Origin of the sequence: Shewanella litoralis (assembly GCF_009828585.1) — a bacterium.
GTDB lineage: Bacteria > Pseudomonadota > Gammaproteobacteria > Enterobacterales > Shewanellaceae > Shewanella > Shewanella litoralis.
On record NZ_WSRZ01000009.1, the window covers coordinates 104,729 to 126,804 of the forward strand.

15 protein-coding genes are annotated in these 22,076 nt (G+C 43.8%); 10 read left to right on the plus strand and 5 right to left on the minus strand.

Features of this window, described 5'->3' with window-relative positions:
- Positions 1-149: 149 nt before the first annotated feature.
- Together GQA99_RS09340 and GQA99_RS09345 are read left to right on the plus strand one after the other, a co-directional pair.
- Positions 150-1,517 carry an MFS transporter gene (locus GQA99_RS09340; protein WP_160053621.1) on the plus strand — a complete coding sequence of 456 codons (1,368 nt, stop codon included), beginning with the start codon at positions 150-152 and terminating at the stop codon, positions 1,515-1,517.
- Between the two features lie 65 nt (positions 1,518-1,582).
- Positions 1,583-2,296: a single-stranded DNA-binding protein gene (locus GQA99_RS09345; RefSeq protein ID WP_160053622.1), complete on the plus strand. Its 714-nt coding sequence runs from the start codon at positions 1,583-1,585 to the stop codon at positions 2,294-2,296.
- Between the two features lie 91 nt (positions 2,297-2,387).
- Here GQA99_RS09345 and hmpA read toward each other — a convergent pair whose 3' ends face one another.
- Positions 2,388-3,569, minus strand: coding sequence for an NO-inducible flavohemoprotein (gene hmpA / locus GQA99_RS09350; protein WP_160053623.1), 1,182 nt, complete (start codon positions 3,567-3,569; stop codon positions 2,388-2,390).
- 184 nt (positions 3,570-3,753) lie between these two features.
- Here hmpA and norR point away from each other — a divergent pair, with 184 nt between their 5' ends.
- A complete protein-coding gene (norR, locus tag GQA99_RS09355; protein WP_160053624.1) occupies positions 3,754-5,334 on the plus strand; it encodes a nitric oxide reductase transcriptional regulator NorR in 1,581 nt (526 codons plus the stop codon).
- A 53-nt stretch (positions 5,335-5,387) separates the two neighbouring features.
- Here norR and GQA99_RS09360 read toward each other — a convergent pair whose 3' ends face one another.
- Positions 5,388-5,684 (minus strand): DUF3861 domain-containing protein, encoded by a 297-nt coding sequence (locus tag GQA99_RS09360; protein WP_160053625.1) that lies wholly within the window; start codon positions 5,682-5,684, stop codon positions 5,388-5,390.
- A gap of 42 nt (positions 5,685-5,726) precedes the next feature.
- Positions 5,727-6,278, minus strand: coding sequence for a DUF2798 domain-containing protein (locus tag GQA99_RS09365; RefSeq protein ID WP_229785859.1), 552 nt, complete (start codon positions 6,276-6,278; stop codon positions 5,727-5,729).
- A 151-nt stretch (positions 6,279-6,429) separates the two neighbouring features.
- On the opposite strand from GQA99_RS09365, the gene GQA99_RS09370 reads away from it, so the two are divergent.
- Positions 6,430-7,179, plus strand: coding sequence for a DUF1499 domain-containing protein (locus GQA99_RS09370; protein WP_229785863.1), 750 nt, complete (start codon positions 6,430-6,432; stop codon positions 7,177-7,179).
- A gap of 189 nt (positions 7,180-7,368) precedes the next feature.
- Positions 7,369-7,938, plus strand: a complete 570-nt coding sequence (locus tag GQA99_RS09375; RefSeq protein ID WP_160053627.1) for a DUF7010 family protein — start codon at positions 7,369-7,371, stop codon at positions 7,936-7,938.
- 83 nt (positions 7,939-8,021) lie between these two features.
- Here GQA99_RS09375 and GQA99_RS09380 read toward each other — a convergent pair whose 3' ends face one another.
- On the minus strand, positions 8,022-9,812 hold the full coding sequence (locus GQA99_RS09380) for a flavocytochrome c (RefSeq protein WP_160053628.1): 1,791 nt from the start codon (positions 9,810-9,812) through the stop codon (positions 8,022-8,024).
- Between the two features lie 426 nt (positions 9,813-10,238).
- Here GQA99_RS09380 and GQA99_RS09385 point away from each other — a divergent pair, with 426 nt between their 5' ends.
- Complete coding sequence (locus tag GQA99_RS09385; RefSeq protein WP_160053629.1) at positions 10,239-12,203, plus strand: ATP-binding protein; 1,965 nt, start codon at positions 10,239-10,241, stop codon at positions 12,201-12,203.
- Between the two features lie 3 nt (positions 12,204-12,206).
- The gene (locus tag GQA99_RS09390; protein ID WP_160053630.1) at positions 12,207-13,586 is read left to right on the plus strand and encodes a sigma-54-dependent transcriptional regulator; all 1,380 of its coding nucleotides are present in this window, start codon (positions 12,207-12,209) and stop codon (positions 13,584-13,586) included.
- A 17-nt stretch (positions 13,587-13,603) separates the two neighbouring features.
- Here the strand turns inward: GQA99_RS09390 and GQA99_RS09395 are convergent, their stop codons facing one another.
- The gene (locus GQA99_RS09395) at positions 13,604-15,961 is read right to left on the minus strand and encodes a bifunctional diguanylate cyclase/phosphodiesterase (RefSeq protein ID WP_160053631.1); all 2,358 of its coding nucleotides are present in this window, start codon (positions 15,959-15,961) and stop codon (positions 13,604-13,606) included.
- A gap of 331 nt (positions 15,962-16,292) precedes the next feature.
- Here GQA99_RS09395 and GQA99_RS09400 point away from each other — a divergent pair, with 331 nt between their 5' ends.
- The 3 genes from GQA99_RS09400 to GQA99_RS09410 are packed head-to-tail and all read left to right on the plus strand — an operon-like array spanning position 16,293 to position 22,062.
- Complete coding sequence (locus GQA99_RS09400) at positions 16,293-17,699, plus strand: TolC family protein (RefSeq protein ID WP_160053632.1); 1,407 nt, start codon at positions 16,293-16,295, stop codon at positions 17,697-17,699.
- On the plus strand, positions 17,696-18,901 hold the full coding sequence (locus tag GQA99_RS09405; protein WP_160053633.1) for an efflux RND transporter periplasmic adaptor subunit: 1,206 nt from the start codon (positions 17,696-17,698) through the stop codon (positions 18,899-18,901). The genes GQA99_RS09400 and GQA99_RS09405 overlap by 4 nt, the downstream gene beginning before the upstream one ends.
- A 2-nt stretch (positions 18,902-18,903) precedes the next feature.
- Positions 18,904-22,062, plus strand: coding sequence for an efflux RND transporter permease subunit (locus GQA99_RS09410; protein WP_160053634.1), 3,159 nt, complete (start codon positions 18,904-18,906; stop codon positions 22,060-22,062).
- Positions 22,063-22,076: the final 14 nt, after the last annotated feature.

Consider the following 22,076-nt stretch of genomic DNA (forward strand, 5'->3'; position numbering starts at 1 on the left):
TACGCCCGTAACAACCAATAAGTTTAGTAAAAGGTAAACTAAATGAAGCATAGGTCGCAAACTACGATTTCCTTTTGAGCTAATTTACGGCGCTGTGATAATATGCTCAGCTAATCATTTTATTGAATCATTTTTCGAAGGGCAATTGCATGGCCGGTAATGGACTGTCAGGTATAGAGAAAAAAGTCGCTTTTTCGTTAGCCAGTGTGTTTGGTTTACGAATGATGGGGCTGTTTATGATTATGCCAGTCTTCGCATTGTATGGTCAGCACCTTGAGGGCTTTTCACCGTTATGGGTGGGTATTGCTATTGGTGCTTATGGACTGACTCAGGCAGTGTTACAAATTCCAATGGGAATTCTGTCAGACAAGTATGGCCGCAAACCAATTATTTTAGGCGGTTTGGTATTATTTGCTATTGGCAGCTTAATTGCCGCCTCATCTGATCATATTTATGGCGTGGTTTTTGGCCGTGCAGTACAAGGTATGGGCGCTATTGCCGCAGCCGTATTAGCATTAGCTGCCGACTTAACCCGCGACGAACAGCGCACCAAGGTCATGGCCGTCATTGGCATGTGTATTGGTTTTTCGTTTGCGTTATCGTTATTAGTTGGGCCTATTGTGGCGCAATACATGGGGTTAACAGGCTTGTTTTTATTAACCGCAGTGCTGGCGGTATTGGGCATGTTAATTGTGCAGTTTTTTGTGCCGAACCCCATCACTCAAGCACCGAAAGGTGACACAGTTGCCACCCCGACTAAATTAAAGCGCATGTTGCTAGACCCGCAGCTATTCCGGTTAGACGCGGGGATATTTATTTTGCATTTGGTGTTAACTGCGGTGTTTGTTGCGTTACCGCTAGATTTGGTGGATGCCGGTTTAGTCAAAGAAAAGCACTGGATGCTGTACTTCCCAGCCTTTGTTGGCGCATTCTTTTTAATGGTGCCGCTAATCATTATTGGAGTTAAGCGTAATAACACCAAAACCATGTTCCAATTTTCATTAGTAATTATGATGTTGTCATTAGCCACCATGGGCATTTTTGCTGACAATATTTGGATGTTAAGTGCTGCTGTTGTGTTGTTTTTTACCGGCTTTAATTACCTTGAAGCGTCGCTGCCAAGCTTAATTGCTAAGTTTTGCCCCGTGGGTGAAAAAGGCTCTGCAATGGGGGTGTATTCAACCAGTCAGTTTTTGGGGGCGTTTTGTGGCGGCATGTTAGGCGGCGGTGCTTATCAGTTAGTGGGGGCTTCTGGAGTCTTTTTTGTTGCACTAGGGTTAATGTTTTTGTGGTTGCTGTTAACCTTTGGCATGCAAAAGCCTGTATTGCTAAAAAGCTATACCCTTGAAGCCAATATAAAAGATAAAAATGATGCTCAGGTGATGGCCACCGAATTATCGCAATTAGCTGGTGTGGTTGAAGCCATTGTGGTGCTTGAAGAGAAGGTCGCTTATTTAAAGGTCGATGATAAATTCAATTTAAGCGAAGCCCGAGCTGTGTTAGGCTCTGTACAATAGATCGTGTAGATCATTTCGTTTAGAATTCAGATAAAGTAAATAGATAAGAATCTCAGGAGATTTCGATGGCTAGTCGTGGTGTAAATAAAGTGATTTTGGTCGGTAACTTAGGTAAAGATCCTGAGGTTCGTTACATGCCAAACGGCAACGCCGTAGCCAACTTTACAATAGCGACAAGTGAGTCGTGGAAAGACCAACAAGGTCAAGTGCAAGAACGCACTGAATGGCACAACATTGTAATGTATCGTCGCCTTGCTGAAATTGCGGGTGAGTATTTAAAGAAAGGCTCTAAAGTTTATCTTGAAGGTAAATTGCAAACCAGTAAGTGGCAAGACCAGGCTACCGGTCAAGACCGTTACAAAACCGAAATCAATGCGATGGAAATGCAAATGTTAGACGGTCGCAACTCGGGTGATAACGCAGGCGGTCAAGGTCAATATAATCAAAATACCCCAAACGCTTATAACTCAAATCAAGGACAGCCAGCTCGCCAAGAGCCTGCTGCAGCGCCTCAGCAACGTGCACCTCAGTACAACAACCAGGCTGCACCTGCTGGCAATAGCAATACTTACCAGGGCCAGCCTAATGCGGGTCAACAAGGTGGTTATCAGCAACCAGCCCCAGCACAGCAAGCTCCTGCTTATGCGCCTAAGCCTGCAGCGGCTCCACAAGGTAACTTCCAACCACAAAATGCACCGGCTCAACGCCCAGCGCCACAGCCTGCACAAAACTTCACTCCAGATTTGGATGAAGGTTGGGATGACGATATTCCGTTCTAGCCCGGAACTTAGTGCAACGAATTAACAAAAAGCCCTGGCAGCAATGTCAGGGCTTTTTTGATCTCTCGTCGCTCAGTTCAAGGGTTGATGCTTAAGCGGTTAATGATTCTGCCGGGCCAAAGAATTCATAATGAATCTGGCTTGCTGGTACACCCAGGCTGGTGGCGATAGCTAAAGCGGCTTTCATAAAGCCAATAGGGCCGAGGACATATAGTTCTACATCGCGGTTTGCTGGCAATTGCGCTTCGATGAATGAAGCATCAATAAAGCCTGTTGCATGTGGTTGGCAGTGTGCTTGTGGCTGGCTGTAAATGTATAGCGGTTTGATATTGTTGTTGGCTGCGGCAAGTGTATCTACATGCTGTTTAAAGGCATGTACGTCGCTGTTAATCGCGGCATGAATAAAGCGAATGTCACGGCCAGAACCTGCTGCAGTATTGAGCATGCTGATGGCGGGTGTAATACCGACGCCGCCAGTGAGCAGCACTAATGGTTTAGCATTTTTACGTAAGGTAAAGTCACCACTTGGTGCGCGTAACTTTATTTTGTCACCGAGCTGAATATTATTGTGTAAATGGTTTGAAACCACACCATTAGGCTCTCGTTTAACACTGATTCTTAGGTAATCTTTGCCTGCGGCATCTGACAAGCTGTAGTTACGACGCATTGCTACACCATCGATATCGTCAAATACGATGGTTAAAAATTGTCCTGCTTCAAAATCGGGTAAGCCTTGGTTATCAAAAGGCTGAAAGTAAAATGAGGTGATAACCGAGCTTTCATCTTCACGCTTCACTAAAATGAACTCACGCTCGCCGCGCCAGCCACCTGATTTTTGTTCATTCTCAGTGTAAATAGACTCTTCTGCGGCAATTAAAATATTAGCCAATTGGCTGTATGCTTTGGCCCAGGCATCAATCACTTCGTCTGTTGCCGCGTCACCTAAAACGGTTTTAATGGCTTGCAATAAACAGCTGCCAACTGCGTCGTATTGCTCAGGTAAAATGCCTAATGCAGTGTGTTTTTGAACAATTTTACTTACGGCGTCACTTAAATTACCCAGTTCATCAATATTGGCGCCATAGGCAATCACTGCGTTCGCTAACGCTTTCGGTTGGGTGCCTTTGCCTTGGTTAGTTTGATTAAAATAAGGTAACACTTCAGGGTGTTGAGCAAACAATAAAGGATAAAAATGGCTGGTTATGTCATTAGCATAAATTTGTAATGCCGGTACGGTGGCTTTAATAATTTGAACAGTTGCAGCGTCTAACATCGATGAGTCCTTTTGGGCTTAAATGGCGATAAACTTCAATTGTTTATTTGCGATACTCTTGTATTACACATAACGTGCCAATATTTATGATGTTGATTCATATATTATAATTTCGTAAAGGGTTAAATTGACCTAGATCAGCAAATGTGTCAAATTAACCTAAATTGGGTTAATTTGACTTATTATGAATATTTCTCCTTTCATTGATATTGTAGAAGACTTAAATCGCGATCTGGCTAAATCGGAACGTTATTTACGCCTCATTAAAGCGATTCAACGCGCCATTCCTTGTGATGCTGTAGCGTTATTAAAGCTCAAGCAAGATTACCTAGTGCCAGTCGCTGTGGTTGGGCTCAAGCAAGAAGCACTTGCACGGCAGTTTTCTATTCATCATCATCCGCGATTGCAGCAAATACTTGCCAGCCCACACATAACTCGTTTTGATGCCGATTCAAGCCTAGCCGATCCTTATGATGGTTTGGTGGACGACGGCAGTGAGCAATTGCACGTACACGACTGTATGGGCTGCACTATTTATGTTGATGGCAAAGTGTGGGGCGTGCTCACCCTAGATGCGATGCAGGCGGGCAGTTTTGATGCACTTAATCCAACCGAAACCCGAGCATATATTGCAGGGGTAGCCGCAGCGATTAAAACCAGTGAGCATATTGAAGCACTTGAGGCCAAAATTGAGCAAAGCCATCAGGTGGCTCAAGCAACCTTAGGCCCTTCAACCATTATAGGTAAGAGCACGGCTATAAACGCATTACAAGCCGATATTGATACCGTCGCCAGCAGTGATTTGTCGGTGTTGATTACTGGTGAGACCGGCGTGGGTAAAGAGTTAGTCGCGAAGAGTATCCATCAGCATTCACGACGAAACCTGCAGCCTTTAGTACAAATCAATTGCGCAGCATTACCTGAAAGTATTGTAGAAAGTGAATTGTTTGGTCATGTTAAAGGGGCTTTTTCTGGGGCGGTGAGTGATCGCTGTGGCCGTTTTGAACTGGCTGATGGTGGCACGTTATTTTTAGATGAAGTGGGCGAGCTGCCATTAGCGGTACAGGCTAAGTTATTGCGGGCACTGCAAAATGGTGAAATTCAACGCGTCGGTAGTGACAAGATCATTGTCGTCGATGTTCGGATTGTGGCGGCAACTAATCGTAATTTGCAGCAAGAAGTGAAAGAAGGACGTTTTAGGGCTGATTTGTATCATCGTTTGAGTGTTTATCCTTTGCCTGTGCCGCCCTTACGCGAACGCGGTAAAGACGTTATTTTACTGGCTGGATATTTCTTAGAAAAAAGTCAGCATCAATTGGGCGTCGCCAAACTGAGATTACAGCAAACGGCAATCGAACAGCTTATGCAATATGATTGGCCTGGAAATGTACGTGAATTAGAGCATCTGTTGAGTCGGGCAGCATTAAGGGCAATAAGCGAGCAAGGTCGTCTTGCTAGCATTATTAGCATTAATTGTGCGCATCTTGGGATAGCGTTTGCTGCACATCAACCTGAAGTTACATCAGAGTTAGTTATAACGCATAGCGTTGATAATCCTTCATCAATTGCATTAGCGAATGCCGAAATTTACGGGTTACGCGATGCAACCGATGAGTATCAGCGCCAAATTATTCAAGCGATATTAGTTAAAGAACGCGGTAATTTGGCAGCGGTAGCCAGAACGTTAAAACTTGACCGAAGCAACCTTATTCGTACCATGCGCCGTTTGGATATAGACCCCAATGCAGGGTTTATGTTGGTATAAACCCGTGGGGTATAGTGTTCTATACTGGGTATTTAGCCATAAATAATGAACGATTAACTCAGTGCACTTTTAATGGTGGTTTTTAAGTTTTGCATAAAGGTTTTAAAGTGCGGCATAAAATCGATAAACAGTGGGTGTTTACGGTTTTGCATCATTAATGGGCCTAACAAACGTAAACCAACACTTAAGATAGTGGCTTCTGACTCCGGGAGTCCACTGCCTTTTTTAAGATTCTCAACGAGCTTAAACAGATCTTCTCGGTCTTGGAATTCAAACTGTAATGGTTGAGCTGCGACGTTATCTGGATTAATTTGCTCGACGGTAATTCGATATTGGTTTTCTTTGCTCATGCTGAATTCCTCAATAAGTTTATGGGTAAATAAGTTAACTTTTTAAAAATCGTTCAATTTTAGGTTTGATGGTTTGATGGTTAATGATGTAATGATCATTAACGTTAAGCCTAATGGCAGCGCGGCGAGTAGCGCATCAAGCCAGTGGCTAAACAGTGCAGAATAACTGTTAAAGCCAATATTATTAATCGAAGTCGATAAGGCCATTGCAGACTCCATGGTAACTGCCATAAACAGTCCAATAATAATATTGCGCTTTTTCTCGCTGGTATCAGGTAGCCACTTTTCAACAATCTGCGTTAACAAAGTCATTAAGATAAATCCCGCAGGCATCACGGTTACCGCCGCAAATAAGAATGATGTTAACCAATCATTGAAAAACGTCTCGCTATATCCGGTGTTGATATAGGTCATTAAACCAATAAGTGAACCGCCCATGAAGGTCATCATCGCAAACACCACTAGCACTTTATAAATGATCGGGGTTTTCGTTGAGTCTACTTGGGTTAATGGCATAACGGGTTGTGCATGCATTTTGTTTCTCAAGTGATTAAAGTGGGAATGAATTAGGTTGATTAAGTCAACTATATTCATTATAGTGGACCATGTCAACTAGTTTGTTTGTGTCGACGATTAAGTCAGAGGCTTATGGTTGAGATATTTTTATGTGCTAATAGAAATTTTTTTCAATAAACTCTGGTCAATATCAATTGAATAAATTAGCCATTTCTAAAGGATGAGTGTGATGCAAAAAAATGTTGTTAGTCATATTGCGTTGATAGTTGCATTGGTTGCGGTCATCGCGGCGGGTGTGATGATTTTTGGTTCCTCGATGGGATTGTGGGACCCAATAACGGGCTTTATTGCGAGCCGTAAATATCATAATGTGCTTGGATATATCGTGGTGGCATTGGCCCTAACCAGTGTAGTCAGCGGTATGATGATTAAGACTGATAACCCTAAAGCGCGTGGCACTGCAAGGTCAGTCGTAGCATTACTGCTAGGGATTGCGATGTTGTCGCCGATGTTGAAGGGGCTTATTATCGAGCCGGTGAGGTATCCTCCTATTCATGATATTACGACAGATACACAGGCTCCGCCGCAATTTGTGTTTTTAACCGACAGCCGAATAGGCGCTAAAAATACTCTGGTGTATGGCGGGGCAGACATTGCTGCGCAGCAGCTGCAAGCCTATCCAGATATTCAACCTATATTGTCAGATTTATCAGCCGAGGTGGCGTTTGCAAAAGCCCTTGATGTGGCTAAAGTAATGGGCTGGGTGATTGTGGACCAACAGCCTAAAACACTGCGTTTTGAAGCTACAGCGCGAACGCCATTTTTCAACTTTGCTGACGATGTTGTCGTGGTGGTCGCGAGTGTAGAGCAGGGCAGCCGTATTGATTTGCGCAGTGTGTCACGTATCGGTATGGGCGATGCTGGGGTCAATGCAAAGCGTATTCAAGAGTTTAGCCAGCGGTTTGCTGAGCAGTTATAACCGTAACAGGGAATGAACGCGGTAAGTTTATCGAAAGAGCACCTAGGTGCTCTTTTTTATGGCTAAAAATCCTGCCTTTAAGACAGCTGCAACAGATGACATTTGTCATGGTGTATTGCTGACAAAGCACACTACAGCTTGTTAAGTATTTTGCTGATAATTAATCCATACCAACAAGGAGGCTTTATCATGCAACATAAATCATTGGATCAGCAGTTAATAGAATACCGTCAGCAAAGAGCGTTGGCTATGCCGTTATCTGGCATGATTGTCTGGAGTATTTTATTTGCTTTAAGCTTTATTCTACCCGCCTCACAAATGGTGATGGCTATTTTTATTGGCACGGGCTCAATTGTGTATTTAGCCATGGGAGTCTCTAAGCTAACGGGAGAAGGCTTTGGGTTTAAGAAGGCGGCTAATCGTAATTGGTTTGAAAACGTATTTCTGGCTGCGGTGGGGATGTGCTTTTTAACCTTTGGCATTAGCATTCCATTTTTTATGGAAAATTATCTCGCACTCCCTTTTGTATTAGCGATTCAGATGGGATTAATGTGGTTAGTTCATGGCGTGATTGCCGCGCAAAAGGTTGCTATTGTGCACGCTATTGTTCGTACTATTGCCTGCGTTGTTGCCTTTCAATTATGGCCAGAATTAAGCTTTCAAATCCAACCGTTAATCGTGGTGTTATGTTATGGATTTTCCATACCCGTCATGCAGTTTCATTGGCGCCAACAGCAAAAATTAACCGTGAGTGTTTAACGCTATAAATCACAGTATAAAAAAAGCCACAGCACAGAGCTGTGGCTTCACTGATACTAGCAAATCAGTTAATTCAATATTGCCTAGTTCTTTTTAGCGTATTTTGCGGCTTCTTCACCAGCTAAGCGACCGAAGGTGATGATGTCTGAAATGGCATTACCCCCTAAGCGGTTAGCGCCATGAACACCACCGGTTACTTCACCCGCACCGTATAAACCAGGGATAACCTGTTTTTTAGCATCCATGACTTCTGCTTTAGTATCGATCATCACGCCACCCATGGTGTGGTGTACGCCTGGGGTGATTTCGATAGCGTAGTAGTTACCTTCGTTTAGTGCACGTGGTAAGTCTGCACGTTCAAAATCAGTGTCTTTACCGCTGGTGACTAAACTATTGTAGCGGGCGACAGTTTCAGTTAATGCTTTACCGTCAATACCTTCCATTTTACCTAATTTAACTAAGCTGTCTGCAGAGGGTGCAACACCTAAACCGACATATTGGTTAATTTTAGACAGAGACTTACGTACAGAGTCATCAAAAATCAAATAAGCTGTTTTGCCTGTTTGTTCTAAGATGGCTGCTGAGGCTTTATCGCGAGTGGTGATTTCGTTAACGAAACGCTTACCTTCACGGTTAACCAAAATTGCACCATTACCACGTACTGCTTCGGTGATCATCACGCCACCTTTAACAGACAGTGTTGGATGCGCCTGGATATATTGCATGTCTTTTAATGCGCCACCGGCATTTTCAGCGACATCTAAACCATCACCTACGGCACCAGGCTGGTTAGTAGAAATAAAGCCTTTTAATGAAGGATCTAACTTAGCAACACGCTCATTGTTTTTAGCGAAACCACCGGTTGCTAAAATAACCGCGTCAGCTTTAACCCAGTAGTAACCTTTATACATCCCTTTAACGAGGATACCTTTTACACTGCCGTTATCATCTTTAAGCACTTCAATGCCGCGAGTATTCATGCGTAAGTCAATATTACGTTTAACCGCATTATCGTAAAGCACTTGTACCACATGAGCACCAACACCCGCACCACCGGTTGGACGGTGTGAACGGTTAACTGATGCGCCGCCCATCATGCCAACGTCGGTTAAATCGGCGCCCATTTTGGTCATCCAATCAACAGAGTCTTTAGAATGTGAGCTTAAGATCTTAACTAAAGCAGGGTCGTTTATGTCTTGACCACCTTTCATGGTGTCTTTGTACATAGTGTCAGGGCTATCAGTAATATTTTTGGCTTTTTGTTGGTCAGTCCAGGCTGCATTCATGCCGCCGGCTGCTAATTTAGCATTACCACCAATCACGGGTTCTTTTTCAATCAAAATCACTTTAGCGCCGCTGTCATGTGCTGCAACCGCAGCAGAGAAACCAGCACCACCAGAACCGACAATCACCACATCAACAGTATCTCGCGGAGCACTTGCTAGTGCAGCTTGACGCTCTGCTTTGTCTTTGGCGAGTTCTGCAATAGTTGGTTCATCACGTTGCCATTTTTTAGCATATGGCATGTTAAAGTCGAAGCTGTGGCAAGAGTCGCAGTAAACCATCGATTTTTCGTGAGCGCTGTGACATGAAGTACAAGCCACTTCGCCAGGAAAGTGAGAGGCGTGGGCATTGTAGTGTTCATGTTTTGTGGTTTCTGCCACTTCGGCTAATGTGCCGTGGCACGATACACATTGCGCATTTTCATAAGTTAAGCTGTCATTTGAGAGTTCACCATCTGCTGTATGACAGCTATCACATTCTTGGTTTTGCACATGGAAGTCGGCTAAGTTGTCAGCGGCTACGGCATTACCCATTAGGCCTGCAGTACCCATTAACGTGGCTAGACAGACTGCAATTTTCATCTTTTTCATGTTGATTCCCCCTTCTATGCCTTAACGGTGATAAGCCAATTAATGATAGAAGTCTTATTTTTGTTTTATCAATGCAGAAGTGATCATCACTCCACGTTACAAATACGGCTAAATGTGGGTCGAATTGATTATTCCGACCTGATTATTTATTTGCTCATACTCAGTTTTATCCATGATCGTGAAACCAGCAATGAGATAGGTGATTATGTACAGATAAATGACTGCTTAATCACAAGCTCTAAAACTCACTATGCAAAGATGCATAGCTACAAAGAGGTATATGCAATTTTGCATAGCGGATGTTGAGCGAGATCACATTGAGTGGAATGCGGATGAATTTAGACTAAGCGCGTTTATTACATAATGATTTACTCATATGCGGAATGCTGCACAGTTTCATTTAGGGTAAATCGATAATATGAACGCATGAGATTGATATTGCTGTGCCTTATTTGTATTACTCTGCCAGTGCTGGCGCAAGACAGCATTGTTTTTGGCGTGCACTCAAATACAGCGCCGTTAGAGTGGCGCAATAATGGCGTCGATCAAGGCTTTAATGTTGAGTTGATGAACCGAATTGGTCAGCTAACCAGTACGCGAATTATTGTTCGGCGCAAAAGTTTTCAGCAACTGCTAAACGATGTGCAAAACCCCAACAGCGACATTGATGTGATTGCGGTGGTGAGCCCGATAAATATGGACCGTCAGTTAGCGCAATCAGACCCTATTTATGCCACTCATGCCAAAGCTTACACCTTACAAGGTAAAGCGCTAATCAATAACTGGGCAGACTTAGCAGGTAAGCGTGTCGCCATTAAAAAAGGCGCTTTTGTTGATGTATTTTTGTCTGACAAACTGCAAAAATTTGATCGGGTTGATGTTGATCTATATGAAACCGGCTTTCAATTACTGATTAAAAATCAGGTCGACGTGGTAATTGCCGAAAGCTTTGTGGCTAGACGTTTACAGCCCTTGTATCCGTCGGTGCGCAGCTCTAGTGATCCATTAATTTACGGCGCGTTCAATTTTGTCGCCAATGCCACTAAAGCCAAGCAGATGAAGCAAATTAACGATGCATTAAGGCAATTAAAACTGTCGGGTGAATATGATTTACTGGTCAATAAATGGTTTGGTACCGGCCGCGAAAAAGTCGATTTAACCTTTACCGAAAAGCGCCTATTCGCACTGGCGATTGTGGTGGCTATTATTTCTGCCGCAGGGTTGGTCTATACCGGATTTATTAGTGCGAGCTTACGCCGTCACGCGAAAGCGTTAAATGCCCAATTGATGCAACGTAAACTGATTGAAGCCGAGATATCCGAACTGTCACAACAGTTTCAATCTGTGCTCGATGGCATTCCCAATGGGGTGACCATTGTTAATCAAGACTTACAGCATTTATGGAGTAACGATAACAATATTCATTTGTTAGATTCAGATGGGTTTTATTACATAGACAATGATGCTTTTGTGCTTAGAACCGCAGTGCTTAATGTGTTATCCAGTCAAAAATCACTTATTGCAGATATGCGCTACCAACAACAATTTTGGCAATTACAAATTCACCCCATTGCCCAGGATCAGGTGGTTATTTTGCTTGAAGAGTCAACCGAGCAACACAGGTTACGTCAAGCAAACGAAGAAGCCAGTCGCTTAGCGTCACTTGGTGAGTTATCTGCGGGGATTGCCCATGAAATCAATAACCCCACCGGATTAATCGTCCATGCCGTGTCGTTATTTAGTGCGGCAATGAAAGACTTAGCGCCTGCGGCTAGCCATTATCAAAAACAAAACCCTTTTTGGCTTGTGGCCGGATTACAGCCCGATATTGCCATCAAAGAGTTGCAATACAGTTGTGGTGCTATTGAAGACGGTGCTAAGCGTATTAGCCGAATTGTGAATGATTTAAAGCGCTATGCTATGCCGCATATTGCCGATGAATATACGCAGGTGTGTCTTAATGATGTAGTGCAAGTAGCGCTGCGTTTAACGGCAAATCAAACCAAATTTCATCAAGTTATTACTCATCTTAGTGAGCAACAACCCTGTATTACGGGTGATGCTCAGCAGTTACAGCAGGTGGTGATTAATCTTATTCAAAACGCATGTAATGCTTGCACAGAGCAACAAGGCATTATTGAAATAGAAACCAGCATCGACGGCGCCACTGCCATGCTTAGCATTATCGATAATGGCTGCGGCATGAATAGTGCGACCTTAAAACGGATTACCGAACCCTTTTTTACCACCAGGCGCCATGAAGGTGGCAGCGGGTTGGGGCTGTCGGTGTGCAGTAAAATTATTAAAGAACATCAAGGTGAAATGCAAATGTTGTCGAGTGTGGGTAAAGGGACCCGCATTCGCTTAACCTTTGCCTTAGCAAAAGAGTAAGCAATGAAACTAGCCCGAAATATCTTGTTAATCGACGATGAAGCCGCCTGGTTACGCACCTTAGCGGTAACCTTAAATCGACTAGTTCCAGAGGCTGAAATCGACACATGCATTGACAGCCGCCAGGTACAAAATCGCTTACAAGTGGGCGACTACGCCCTAGTGTTGGTAGATTTAACGATGCCATTTCACTCTGGCGAAGACATTTTAGCCATGGTTCGCAGTCACTTCCCCAATACTCGGGTCATAATTGTTACCGGTGTGAATGAAGTCGACACTGCCGTACGCTGCATTAAAAATGGTGCTTATGACTATTTTATCAAAACCGATGATGTTGACGATCTTGCGCGCACCGTACGCCGTGCGCTTGAAGTGGTTGGGCTTGAGCGTAACTATATTAAGATAAAAGAGAAGTTTTTAAGCCGTACGCTAGAAAACCCACAAGCATTTAATAATATTTTGACCTGTGAACCACAGTTATTAGATCAGTTTCGCTACCTTGAGGCGGTGTCAGGCAGCCCAGAACCATTATTAATTTATGGTGCTAGCGGAACAGGTAAAAGCGAATTTGCCAAATCGTGTCATGCACTTTATAGCCCAAATGAACCGTTACTGAGTATTAACCTTGCAGGCATAAGCAGTGAATACTTTGAGCAAAAAATGTGTGGCAAACTTTATCATCATAACAATGGCGAGCTAGAAGCTGTTGCGGGGTTACTGCACCAGGTAGGCAGTGGCGTGCTTTATCTTAATGAGATTGGTGCATTGCCACTCGATGCACAGGTTAAGCTACTGACCTTGTTAGAAAGCAAACAATACTCTCCTTTAGGCAGTGACACGGCTTACCCAGTAAAATGTAAATTTGTGGTATCCACTCAGGATGATTTACGTAAACTTCACCAAGCGGGTAAGTTTAGAAGCGATCTCTTATATCGTTTGCGCGCCCATAAAATTACATTACCGCCATTAGTTGAACGGCGCTTAGATATCTCAATGTTGATTAATCATTTTATTGCCTTAGCGGCGACAGAAATGAATTTACCCGCACCACTACAACCTGCAGATTTAGCCATACAGTTGGCCAGTTATGAGTTTCCAGGCAACCTGCACGAACTCAAAGGCATGGTGTTTGATGCCGTGAGCCGAAGCGACGGTATTACCCTCAATATTAGCCCTTTTATGGAAGCGATTAATGAACATAAATCGATGAATGATGTTCCACAAGACGGCATTATTTTCCCCAAACAACTGCCAACCATTGCCCAAATGAATCAGGCATTAGTCGATGAAGCCATGAGCCGCACCGCCAATAATCAAACTGCTGCAGCGCAAATATTGGGGATCAGCCAAAGTGCCCTGAGCCGGCGTTTAAAAGGGCATTAACACTTTTGTGGCTGGCATTAATCATGTTGAGTCGATTTTTGTGCAGATAGCTGCGGTAAGTTGTTGTCTGCGAGCCAGGCTTTTAAGGTATCTAGAGGCATAGGTCGAGCAAAGTAATAACCTTGAATTTGATGGCAACCGAGTTGCAGTAGCTTATGGACTTCGATTTCTGTTTCTACACCTTCAGCAATTAAGTTCATGCCTAACTCATTGCCAATATTAATAATATTTTTGACCATGACATGATCATCCTGTCCTAGGGGTACAACAAAACTGCGATCAATTTTTAAGGTATCAAAGGGTAAGTTTTTGAGGCGTTCAAGCGAGGAGTAGCCCGTGCCAAAGTCATCTAAATGAAATTTAAATCCGTGTTCAACCAAACGTTGCATGGTGGGCAAAATCTCGGTTTCGGAATCAGCAATTAAACTCTCGGTAAGTTCTAAGTGCAGTGCCGAAGGTGGTAAGTGATATTTATCAATACAGTCAATAATATCTTGTGTCAGATCTGAATCCCTAAACTGCCTCAGTGACAAATTGACATTACATTGTAGTTCCGGGTAATCAATACGCAGCTCTTGCAGCGCTGCGCCAACCTTGTCAAATACTTGCTGTCCTAGTTTTGTAATCATCCCTGATGTTTCTGCAATACTAATAAATTCATCGGGCGGGATAAATTCGCTGCATAATTTCCAACGAGATAACGCTTCTAGGCCGATAATACCGCCGTTCCTTGCATCAATGATAGGCTGATACCAAATGTCTAACTCTTGTTCATTTAATGCTTCTCGCAATGCTTGTTCAAGCTGCATACGGCGAGAGACGATATCAAGGAAGTTAATTTTAAAGACGACAGCTTGGTTTTTTCCTCTGCGTTTCGCTTCATACATGGCGAGATCTGCATTGCGAATAACATCTTCTTTAGATAGCGCATATTTGAGCGGAGCGAGTCCGATTGATGCCTGTAGGTTTAGTTTATGACCCTCATACTCAAAAGGTTCTGCAATATGTTTGAGTAAGTGTTCCGCAAATAGGTGAGCACCATCGGGATCGGTACCTTCTAATAAAATAGCAAATTCATCACCGCCTAAACGCACTACAGTGTCATCTATTCGTACTTGAGAAGTCATTCTTTGGGCTATTAACTTAAGAATATGATCTCCAGCAGAGTGCCCTAAACCATCATTAAGCAGTTTAAAGCCATCAAGATCGAGTAACAGCAACGTACTAGAAAAATGGGGCGTGAGCTCATGTTGATGCATGTAAATGTCTAGCTTTGCCTGTAATAGACGTCGATTGCCAATACCGGTTAGTGGGTCATGGTGAGCAAGGTGATGTAAATCTTCATGTCGTACTTCTACCTCTGCAATAAATTCATTAAGAGATTGTGCGAGGTTATCTAATTCATCATGGCCTTTTATCGGCCAGCGAATGGTTGAATGCGACTCTTGTCTATATTGGTCAGCAAGTCTTGAAAATATACGCAGTCGGTTTAATACCTTAAAATGTACAATCCAATAATTACCACTAAGTGAAATCAGTGTTAAACCCAGCACACTAAATAATAATAAATTAAAGGTGAGATCTCGTTCAGCCTGAAGGTGTGTACCACCTTGTACTTGTGTTTTTGCCGCTAAGCCGATTAACGATTTAGCCGCTAACCATTGATTATCTCCATCATTATTTTGCCGTACGACTGAAGATATCGACTGCGGGCTTGATGAACTTTTGATTAACTTAAAAGGCACAAGGGTTAACTCTCGCAAACCATTCAAAAACGACTCATTAAGAATTCGGATAAAAAATAAATAACCGCTTGATGGAGTATTTTTGAACGTGTTGGTAATCGCAACGCCAGATATCATAATTCCGACGTTATTGTGCCAAATGATTTTGCTGGTTACTGTTGTTTGTGTGGGTGACATAAGCGACGGTATAACAGGTTGCAGTATTGCCCATAAAATTTCAGGCATTGGCACTAAGTTTTCTGCTTGTGTCACTAATGGCGCAGACACTACGCTGCCATCTAAATGAGTAATGATAAAGCCATTGACTTGGATATTATCCAGTGCTTCAGAAGTATAGTTATCTTCGATATAAGTCGGGTTATTACCGAGTACAAATTGTTCGGTGTCATTCCAGTGGGCGTAATCAATTAAGCTTGATTCAAATGCCTGGTTGTTTTGTTCAAATACACCGTTAACCCGCATCAGTTGTTGCTCGTAAAATTTAGCGTCAAAATTATCGAAGCGTGAATTGATTAAATGGCTCGAAATCCACAGAAAGCAGACACCCACAAATATCAACAGTGCAGCCATGGCGTAAAGCATCCAACGCCCCATACTGCTAGTAATAGTTTGATTTTGCGCTATCGCCATACGACGTCTTCCTTGGGAACAACCATCTAATTAACCTAATGGTTGAGGGCATTGATAATCTGTTTTAATAGAATAGGTTAAAAATCCAATATAATAAATATCATCAGGATAAGTTTACCTGCGCGAGTGTTAATTTGTTGTTTTGTCAATTGCCATGGTTCGACTCGGGTTTATCGCTGGCATGCACATGACAGGCTTGTTTTTTCATCGCGATTGCCGTTTAGCCGTAAATCTTTATTTTACGCGGTTTCTCATCTTAACCCCTCCTTAACCAGCCTTTCGTTATGCTAGTGCCATTATGGTGTAATACACACGTTTTGAGGCGCAAATCATGATGGTAAAACCGGCTTTACGTAATGCAATGCTCGCACTGATGGTGTCGACCCTTTTGGGGTGCAGTAGCGTTGAATATGCCAATTATAGCGACCAAGCGAGCCAAACTGAGGCTGACCTTAGTGAGCGCTTATTGGCGCAGCTATTGGCTGAATCAAAGCAAAGTGATACAGCTGCATCTTCAAGCGTTGCCGTGGCGACATTGACCGACCTTGTTAACGTGCCTGAGTTACAGCAGTTTATTACTAGTGCACTTGAAAACAATCCGAGTTTGCAACAAAGCGTTGTGGCGTTAAATATGGCATATGCCCAGCACGGTATTACCTCTGCAAGTCGTTTGCCATCGGTTGATGCGGGCTTTAGTGGATCAGCAACAGAAGACAGTGACGACAGCTACACCACCGACATCACAGTCAGCTGGGAATTAGATTTATGGCAAAAAATTGCCGACAGCAGTAATGCTGCCCTAAAAGATATTGCAAGCTCGCAAGCCAGTTTACAAAGTGCCAAAGATTTAGTGGCTGCCAATGTGATGCGCAGTTGGTTAGACATCAGTTTACAACAACAATTAGTGGCGATTGAAACCCAGCGTTTAGCAGTACTTGAAAACAACCAGGCACTGATTATGGCGCGCTATCGTGTGGGTTTAGGCAGTTTAGAAGACCTTGATAACGCCAATACCAGCGCGGCGAGCACTCGTGCCACACTGGCGAGTTACCAAGAGCAGCTTGCCCAAAGTAAACGTGACTTAACCCTATTAACCGGCCAATGGACCGGTGAAGAGTTAGCCGCCGATATCGCCGCGCAATTTCCAGCAGTAATTAACCCAATAAGTGTACTGGGTGAGCAAAACCTTGGCCGCCGTCCCGACATTAAAACCGCATTTTATAATATCGAGGCCGAATCATTACGTACCGATGCCGCGTATAAAGCGATGTTACCGTCTATCAGTTTATCTGCCAGTTTAACCGACATGGCAGAATCACCAAGTGACGCGCTACTTACGGGGCCACTGTGGAGTGTGCTTGGGCAGTTATCTGCGCCGTTATTTCAAGGTGGTTTATTAAAGTCGCAAGCCGAATTGGCGCGCTTAACCACTGAGCAAAGTTACTGGATTTACCAGGACACCCTATTAACCGCAGTCAACGAAGTTGAAAACAGCGTTGGCCAAGAGTATTCACTGGCTAAACAACAACAATATTTAACCGAGGCACAAATGAGTGCTGAGCGTAGTTTTGTGAGTTACGAAGAAAAGTATCGCCAGGGTTTGGTTGATATTTTTGACCTACTCACAGTGCAGCAGCAAACCTATGATATTGAAGCGCAGCTTGCCACCACCATTTATAACCGTCTTGTTAATCGTATTGATTTAGGCCTGGCATTAGGTCTAGGGGTATCCGCATGAAATTTAACCGTATGAACGTCATCATCACTGTATTGTCTGTGGGCAGCATATTTGCAGCATTAGGTTATACCGCCTCTAAATTGCCGCCGGCGCCTAATCAAAAAGCTCCCGCTGCTGAAGCTCCGGCCAAGCCACTTGAAAAAAGTGCGCCAGTAACCTTATTGCCTCAAGTCGGTGTCGTCGCCGTTAATGGTCAAGAATACCAGGCTGAAGTGATTGGTTTTGGTGAAGCAAAACCGCGCTTTGAGCTCACCTTAAGCGCTGAAGTCAGCGGAAAGGTGATTGAGCTAAATCGTCAATTTGAATCAGGCCAGGTGATCAAAAAAGGCACGGTATTAGGTCAAATCAATGACACCAGTTATCAACAAGCGGTCACTCAAGCGCAATCTGACGTCGCCCAAGCAGAACTTGATTTATTAGAAGAACAACGCGAAGGCGAACAAGCCAAAGCGGAGTGGTTACGTTCTGGTTTGTCTGGCGAGCCAGCATCACCGCTGGTATTGCGCACGCCACAATTAGCCCAGGCTAAAGCGGCATTAGATAATGCCAAGCTTGCGCTTAAAAAAGCCCAACAAGATTTGGCCTACACCCAAATCACAGCGCCATTTGATGCATTGATTATTAGCCGTAATATTCAGCCAGGAAGCTACGTGCAAACCGGCACTGAACTTGGCACCTTGTACAGTGTGGCAGAAGTTGAAATCAACGTACCTTTGTCTGAAATGCAATGGAAAAACTTACCCGCATTTGATAACGCCCAGTTAGCTAAAACACCGTGGAATGTCACTTTGCAAAGCACCGATGGCCAATATCAATGGCAAGGCTATATTGAGCGCGTAGAACAACATTTAACTGAAACAAGCCGTCAACGCTCATTGATTGTGGTGGTTGACGATCCACTAGCGCAACAAACTGATTTGTACCCAGGTACCTTTGTTAAAACTAACATTCAAGGCAAATCGTTAACTAACTTATGGCAATTACCTTCATCGGCTATTTCGCAGCAAGGTGACATTTGGTTTGTTGACGATAATGGCCTATTAGCTAAGTCAGCAGCCAATATTGCGTTTGAAAAAGGCGGCTTTGTGTATGTGACGCCGATGACAGATAAACAAGATATGCCAGCCAAAATGCAAATTGTAAAACGCCCATTGAGTAACTTTAAAGTCGGCACCAAAGTGCTTGCTAAGGAAGAGGTATAGTCATGTCTAATCCTCAATCGACTCACACTGGGGCAATAGCCTGGTTTGCCAGAAACTCAGTTGCCGCTAACTTGTTATTGATTGGCATGATTGTTGTCGGTTTATTCTCATTAAATAGCTTACGCAAAGAGGCTTTTCCGAGTTTAGAGCCAGACCGCGTTACCGTGTCTGTTACCTACGACAGTGGCGATCCTGTGCTTGCCGAAGAAGGCATAGCAATCAAAATTGAAGATGCCTTAGAAACCGTACCAGGGATTAAACGTATTACCTCAACCTCTAATGCCAATGGCAGTAGTGTGATTATTGAGAAAACCAGCTCGTATGATTTAGATACTTTGCTAACCGACATTAAAACCAATGTCGATGCCATTTATAACTTTCCTAGCGAAGCTGAAAATCCGGTGATTGATAAGATGCGCATGCAAGATCACGCGCTCTGGATTGAGATTTATGGTGATACCGACCGGGCCACATTGCAGGCATTAGCCGAGCAATTAAAATCAGATCTATTAAGCCAGGATGCGATTCACGACCTTGAGATTAAAGCCAAAGCCGAGCCAATGATTTCGATTGAAGTTGATGAAGCTAAGCTGCAAGCCTATGGATTAACCTTAGAGTCTGTTTCAAATGCGGTAAATGCTGAATCTGCGACGTCAATTTCGACCAGCCTGTACAACGACGATAAAACCGTGCGCTTAAAAGTGTCAGATCAGGCGTATCAACAACAAGACTTTATGGCACTGCCCATCATTACTAATAGCCAGGGGTCGTTAATTACTTTAGGCGATATCGCCACAGTGAAAGACGATTTTGCCGACGACACCTTTGTATTGTCGCGATATAACAATGTCAGCTCAAGCGCGATTCAGATTGTGATGGATGAAAGCGGCGACATCGTTGATATTGTTGAGCAAGCCAAGCAAGTGGTTGAAAAATGGCGTAACTCGAGTGCATTACCTGAAAATGTCAGTATTGCCTCCTGGTATGACAAAAGTACCATGATTACTGAGCGTTTAAGCTTATTGGTTAAAAATGCCCTAAGCGGTATTGCGTTAGTGTTTATTATTTTGGCGTTATTTTTAAACCTTCGCGTGGCGTTTTGGGTGGCAGCAGGTTTGCCGTTTGTGTTCTTTGGCACCTTGTTTTTCATGACCAACAATTTTGCCGGCTTAACCCTGAATGAGATGACCACTTTTGGCTTTATTATGGCGCTGGGTATTGTTGTGGATGACGCAGTTGTCGTCGGTGAGAGCGTTTACAGCACCAGACAAAAATACGGCGACAATATCGATAACACCATTAAAGGCACGCTTAAAGTGGCCACACCGACTATTTTTGGCGTGTTAACCACAGTGGTCGCGTTTGTGGCGTTAGCCAATGTGGAAGGGCGCTTAGGGCAAATTTATGCTCAGTTTGGTACGGTTGTGGCAATTTGTTTAATGTTGTCGCTGGTAGAATCTAAGTTTATTTTACCGTCGCATCTTGCTCATGTTGATACTAAGAAGCCTGCTAAAAAATCATGGTTTAACCATATTCAACATGCTGCCGACAGCGGTTTAAAGTGGTCTAGCCGAGTGATTTACGAGCCATTAATTGAGTTTGCTCTGCGTTTTCGTTACGCCGTAGTCATGCTGTTTATTGCGGTGTTTATTTTGGTGGCTGGCATGCCAATCACTGGCAGCGTCAGGGTAGCGTTTTTCCCTGATATTACTGGCGACACCGCAGTGGCTGACTTTTCGATGCAAAACGATGCCAGTTTTGGTCAAACCTATAAAAACTTAACCACCTTAGAGGCGGCAGCTAAACGCGTAGATGCTCAGCTTTCTGCCCAATATAGTGATGATGACTCTGCCACTAACCTTGAGAGTTTACATGTACTGGCCAGCAGCAGTGACTCAGGCCAAGTACAGGTTGAGTTAGCGTCAGGTGCGCCTTATAGCCTAAAAGAATTTACCGTAAAATGGACCGAAGCGGTTGGCCAAATGGAAGGGGTCAAAAAGCTAAAAGTGTTAGCTAAAAAAGAAATGCTCGACAATTTTAAAGTAGAGATTAAAGCTAGCGATACCGAGTCTGTGTTTGCCGCAGGCCAAGCGTTAAAAGCGGCTATCGAAACCATGGACGGCGTCAGTGGTATCGATAACAACCTGGATTTAGGTGAACCACAATATCGCTTTGAGCTCACCGCTCAAGGCCGCGCACTCGGGTTTGATACTGAAACCTTGTCTGCACAAGTCTTGCAGTCATTTGGCGGCGGCGTGGTACAGCGTTTTCAACGCGGTAAAGATGAAGTAAAAGTGCGTGTACGTTACCCAGATGAAGACCGCCAAACCATTGGTGATGTCAAACTTGCTAACGTTCGCACCAGCGACGGCACCATAGTGCCATTAAGCCATGTGGCTGATATTTTTAATGACTATCAGCCATCAAATATCACCCGTATCGACAGTCAACGCGCGGTGTATATTAGTGCGGTGTTAGACAAAGACAAGATTGCTTCAAATGAATTAGTGAGCCAATTACAACAGTCATTAGTGCCGCAGCTAGAAGTACAATATCCTGGCGTGAGCTTTAATTTTGCCGGAGAAGCTGAGCAACAGGCCGAAACCACAAGCTCAATTGAGTCGATGTTTGTGCTGGCGTTGATTGCCATTTATGCCTTATTAGCCATTCCGCTTAAGTCATATGTGCAGCCGGTGATCATCATGACCGCGATTCCGTTTGGTGTAGTTGGGGCAATTTTAGGCCATTGGTGGAACGACTTAACCATCAGTATTTTATCGTTAAATGGTATTTTGGCGCTCAGTGGTGTGGTGGTAAACGACAGCCTATTATTGGTGTCGCGCTTTAATGAATTGATTAAAGAAGAAGGCTTGTCGGTACACGATGCCATTGTTGAGTCATGCACCGGGCGCTTACGTGCCGTATTGCTGACATCGGTGACCACGTTTGCAGGGTTAGCACCGTTATTAGGTGAAACCTCATTACAAGCGCAGTTCCTCATTCCTGCAGCAGCTGCACTGGGGTATGGTATTTTGTTTGCCACAGTGATCACCTTGATTTTGACACCGTCATTGTTGTTGATTCAATGTGAAGCAAAAGACTTTATTACCAATATCATGAATAAGTTACGCCCAAATCATGACGCAACAGCGTCGGCATAACCTTAAGGAGTCTG

Excerpts from the sequence above, each read along its gene's own strand:
- GQA99_RS09365 (WP_229785859.1), bottom strand. The coding sequence starts at position 6,278 with ATGAATATAGTTGACTTAATCAACCTAATTCATTCCCACTTTAATCAC.
- GQA99_RS09390 (WP_160053630.1), top strand. The coding sequence starts at position 12,207 with ATGAAACTAGCCCGAAATATCTTGTTAATCGACGATGAAGCCGCCTGG.
- GQA99_RS09395 (WP_160053631.1), bottom strand. The coding sequence starts at position 15,961 with ATGGCGATAGCGCAAAATCAAACTATTACTAGCAGTATGGGGCGTTGG.
- GQA99_RS09360 (WP_160053625.1), bottom strand. The coding sequence starts at position 5,684 with ATGAGCAAAGAAAACCAATATCGAATTACCGTCGAGCAAATTAATCCA.
- GQA99_RS09345 (WP_160053622.1), top strand. The coding sequence starts at position 1,583 with ATGGCTAGTCGTGGTGTAAATAAAGTGATTTTGGTCGGTAACTTAGGT.
- GQA99_RS09400 (WP_160053632.1), top strand. The coding sequence starts at position 16,293 with ATGATGGTAAAACCGGCTTTACGTAATGCAATGCTCGCACTGATGGTG.
- GQA99_RS09405 (WP_160053633.1), top strand. The coding sequence starts at position 17,696 with ATGAAATTTAACCGTATGAACGTCATCATCACTGTATTGTCTGTGGGC.
- GQA99_RS09380 (WP_160053628.1), bottom strand. The coding sequence starts at position 9,812 with ATGAAAAAGATGAAAATTGCAGTCTGTCTAGCCACGTTAATGGGTACT.
- GQA99_RS09385 (WP_160053629.1), top strand. The coding sequence starts at position 10,239 with ATGAGATTGATATTGCTGTGCCTTATTTGTATTACTCTGCCAGTGCTG.
- GQA99_RS09410 (WP_160053634.1), top strand. The coding sequence starts at position 18,904 with ATGTCTAATCCTCAATCGACTCACACTGGGGCAATAGCCTGGTTTGCC.
- GQA99_RS09340 (WP_160053621.1), top strand. The coding sequence starts at position 150 with ATGGCCGGTAATGGACTGTCAGGTATAGAGAAAAAAGTCGCTTTTTCG.
- hmpA (WP_160053623.1), bottom strand. The coding sequence starts at position 3,569 with ATGTTAGACGCTGCAACTGTTCAAATTATTAAAGCCACCGTACCGGCA.
- norR (WP_160053624.1), top strand. The coding sequence starts at position 3,754 with ATGAATATTTCTCCTTTCATTGATATTGTAGAAGACTTAAATCGCGAT.
- GQA99_RS09375 (WP_160053627.1), top strand. The coding sequence starts at position 7,369 with ATGCAACATAAATCATTGGATCAGCAGTTAATAGAATACCGTCAGCAA.
- GQA99_RS09370 (WP_229785863.1), top strand. The coding sequence starts at position 6,430 with ATGCAAAAAAATGTTGTTAGTCATATTGCGTTGATAGTTGCATTGGTT.